Origin of the sequence: Chthonomonas sp. (assembly GCF_035294505.1) — a bacterium.
Lineage (GTDB): Bacteria > Armatimonadota > Chthonomonadetes > Chthonomonadales > Chthonomonadaceae > Chthonomonas.
The window spans coordinates 1-3,578 of record NZ_DATGKU010000254.1; the positions used below are offsets into that span (position 1 = coordinate 1).

Annotated in this window: 3 protein-coding genes and 1 pseudogene; 2 read left to right on the plus strand and 2 right to left on the minus strand. The window is 58.2% G+C overall.

Annotated elements, in window-relative coordinates; translation table 11 throughout:
• A pseudogene (locus VKV18_RS15875) lies at positions 1-138 on the plus strand (acetyl-CoA synthetase); the annotation flags it as partial.
• 90 nt (positions 139-228) lie between these two features.
• Entirely contained in the window at positions 229-1,614 is a 1,386-nt protein-coding gene (locus tag VKV18_RS15160; protein WP_324205021.1) for a tetratricopeptide repeat-containing glycosyltransferase family protein, read from the plus strand.
• Here the strand turns inward: VKV18_RS15160 and VKV18_RS15165 are convergent.
• Together VKV18_RS15165 and VKV18_RS15170 are read right to left on the minus strand one after the other, a co-directional pair.
• Positions 1,601-2,134: an NUDIX hydrolase gene (locus VKV18_RS15165; RefSeq protein ID WP_324205022.1), complete on the minus strand. Its 534-nt coding sequence runs from the start codon at positions 2,132-2,134 to the stop codon at positions 1,601-1,603. The two genes, VKV18_RS15160 and VKV18_RS15165, sit on opposite strands and share 14 nt — an antisense overlap.
• A 15-nt stretch (positions 2,135-2,149) precedes the next feature.
• Entirely contained in the window at positions 2,150-3,532 is a 1,383-nt protein-coding gene (locus tag VKV18_RS15170) for a gluconeogenesis factor YvcK family protein (protein ID WP_324205023.1), read from the minus strand.
• Positions 3,533-3,578 lie beyond the last annotated feature (46 nt).

A 3,578-nucleotide genomic window follows, 5' to 3' on the forward strand; every position in this document is an offset into this window, starting at 1 on the left:
AAAACACGCTCCGGCAAAATCATGCGGCGCCTCCTGCGCGACATCGCCGAAGGGCGTGTGCTTGGCGATACAACCACTCTGGCCGATCCTACCGTAGTGGCAAACCTGCGCAAAAAGTACGAGGAGACGGAAGCCTAAGCGGGCAGCGTGCCTTAAGCCGCCGGGCCTCAAAAACAGGTGAGAGAAGACCAACAATCTGCTCTTGAGAGGCATGAGAGGAGATAGCGGGTGAGCTGGGCCTCATCGGAAGAACGGCGGTTTGAAGGCGACAGGTTGCGGGCGCAGGGGCAACATGAGCAGGCTCTAGCGTGCTATCGGCAGGCGATAGCCCTAGAGCCTGCCAACATCTATGCGCTGAACAACATGGCCGTTCTCTTGCTGGAGCATAGCGAAGCCCAAGAGGCCGAGGCGCTTTGTCGTCGTGCCCTTTCGATGCGAGACGACCTGGCGGAACTGCACTACAATCTAGGCCGCGCGCTGGCCGTGCAAGAGCGTTTCCCTGAAGCCATTTCTGCCTACGAACAGGCGCTGGTCATCACCCCCAACATGGCCGAGGCCTACAACATGCTCGGCAACGCATGGCGCGCTCTTGGCGCTATTGACAAGGCGGAGTGCTGCTATCGGCAAGCGGTTTCTTTGAAGCCCGAATCGGCTGAGTTTCAAGTAAATAGAGGGCTTACCTGCCTTTTGCAGGGTCGTTATGAAGAGGGCTTTGGCGATTTTGAGCGCCGCCTGGAGTTAGCTGCTGTGAATCTGCCTCCACTATCGGGGGGTCGGCCGTGGCGTGGAGAGCCGATTCGAGGGCGTACACTCCTCGTGCGATTTGAAGGGGGCTTCGGCGATACCCTCCATTTCCTGCGCTATCTTACGCCCCTAAGAGCGACCGGCGCGCGCGTTTTGCTGGAATGTCAGCCAGAACTAGCTCGTCTTTTGGGTTGGTGCGCCGATGCCGATGCCGTTATTCCTGCCATGCGGCCCGCCCCACCCCAGGCTCCGTTCGACTTTCATGTCTCTTTGCTTAGCCTACCTTACCATCTCTGGAAAACCCATGGCGCGCTCTCACAGTCCGTTCCCTATATCAAGGTGCCACCCAAACTCGGGCCGGTTTGGCAAGAAAAACTCGGCCCAAAAGGCGATACGCTACGCATTGGGATCGTCTGGGCAGGAAACCCCCGCTTCCCTAACGACAAGAGAAGGTCGTGCCCTCTCGAATATCTATCACCGCTCTTTGAGGTCGCCGGAGTAACCTTCCACAGCCTTCAAAAAGGAGAGGCCGCCGAGCGTGCTCAACCTACTCTCCGTCGGTTGGGGGTACGAGACTTATCGCCGGAACTGCGCGACTTCGCCGACACCGCGGCGGCCATCGCCGCGCTCGACCTCGTGATAAGCGTGGATACCGCGGTAGCCCATTTGACCGGCGCCATGGGAAAGCCGGTTTGGGTGCTGCTGCCTTTTTCGCCCGATTGGCGCTGGGGCATGATGGGAGAAACCACCGTCTGGTACCCCACGATGCGCCTCTTTCGTCAGCCGCAGAGAGGCGATTGGCAGAGCGTTATCGGGCAGATTGTCGAGTGTTTATCTTATAAGCAGAGAGGCCGTATTAGGCCAGCTTAGGCAGCGCCATAAAGAAAGAGGCTATCGTTTTCGCGTCCTCTATCTCTCCCCGCAGAATCTGCTGATGCAGCTCCTCTATTGGAACAGAAACAAGCTGGAGGCGTTCATCGTGGTCTGCATGAGCCTCTCCATCGATCAGTTCCGTCGCTAAAAAGGCGTGGATTTTCTCAGACGAGTAACCCGGAGCCACATAGAAGGCACCCAGAAAGCGCAGCTTTCCGGCTCGGTAGCCCGTCTCTTCCTCCAGTTCACGCACCGCGGCCTCCTCGATAGGCTCATCGCTCTCCAATGTGCCGGCAGGTGCCTCCAGCAACACCTTGCCCGCCGGCAAGCGAAACTGCCGCACCAGCAGCACGTGCCCATCCTTCACGGGCACAATGCATACCGCGCCACGATGCTCTACGACCTCTCGCTGCGACACGGTGCCATCTGCCAAACGCACCTTATCTACGCGCAGATGGAGAATACGCCCACGAAATATCTCCTCGGAGGCGATAACCTCTTCCCTAAGTTCGTCCATTCAGTTCTCTCTTTTCTATCTTTTTCTTAGCGATTTACCGCCGATCAAGCCCATCAAGGCCTCAGCCAAGAGCACCGCGTCGTGGCGCACCACATCGCTTTCGCTGATGAAAGCGCCCACAACCGGCCGATAGCCCTCCGCCTTTAGCCGATCGGTATCAGGCTCCACTAAAATGGAGCCGGCACGCCGATACTTCTCTAACAGCCTTGGCTCTGGGACGGCGTTGTTCACAACAACATAGGTAAACAGACGCGGCCCCACATGTATCTCAAGAGCGCGCACATGGTCGCAGGCAGTGAACCCGTCGGTTTCACCCGGCTGGGTCATCACATTACAGACATAGACCTTCTGCGCCTGCGAACGTCGGATGGCCTCGGGAATGCCCGGCACCAACAGGTTGGGCAGAATGCTTGTAAAGAGGCTTCCGGGGCCTAACACAATGAGGTCGGCCTCGGCAATGGCCTCTAAAGCATCCTCTACCGGGCAGATTTTGTCGTTTGGATCGAGCGGCACAAGAGCGACCCGCTTAATGCGCAGAGGCGACTCGGCGATGGTCGTTTCCCCTTCCAATATCGAGCCGTCTTCCATCTCCGCCCTCAGCTTCACCGGCGTCACCGTGGAGGGCAGCACGCGCCCTCGAATGTTCAAAACACGGCTTGTCTCCTGAACGGCACGCTCGAAATCGCCGTTATTGATGGCGCACATGGCCGCTATCAACAGATTGCCAAAGGCGTGATCGCGCAGTCCCTCCGCATAGTCTCCTTTGGGCGCATTTTCTCCGTTGGCAGGCAATCGTTCGCTGCCCATGCTCGCGCGAAAGCGAAACTGAAACAGCTCCGTCATCTGCGGCTCGGCATCGGCAAGCGCCACCAAGCAGTTGCGAATGTCACCGGGCGGTAAAATGTTCAGCTGGCGCCGGAGCTTTCCGGAGGAGCCGCCGTCATCGGCTACGGTGACAATGGCGGTGATGTTGCTTGTATAGCGCTTAAGGCCGCGCAATAGCGTGGAAAGCCCTGTTCCCCCTCCGATCACCACCACGCGCTTGCCCTGTGCCAACTTGCGGCGCGTGTAGACCACATCTACTAGGCCACCACGCGCGATCTCCGGGTCGAGCGCGCTCATCAACGACTGAATGAGCTTACCCAAGGCGAACAAGCAGAGCATACCACCCAATAGAAAGAGACCTAACCCGAACAGTCCGGGACGTATGCCTGCATGAAGATGCTGAATAATCCACCGGGCAAGCCGAAGAATAAGCGGTGGGCGGCCATGATGGGCTTGCAGCATGATCGCAGCCCCCAAGAGGAAAAGAATAAGGCCGATGAACCCCAAAGCGATCCAGCGCTTAACATGCATGCCGGGGTAGAGCCATTTCCAAAGAGGAGAGCGTCGGTTCATCGTTCAGGCCTCCTTGCCTTGAGACGGTTCGGGCAGATCGCGATGT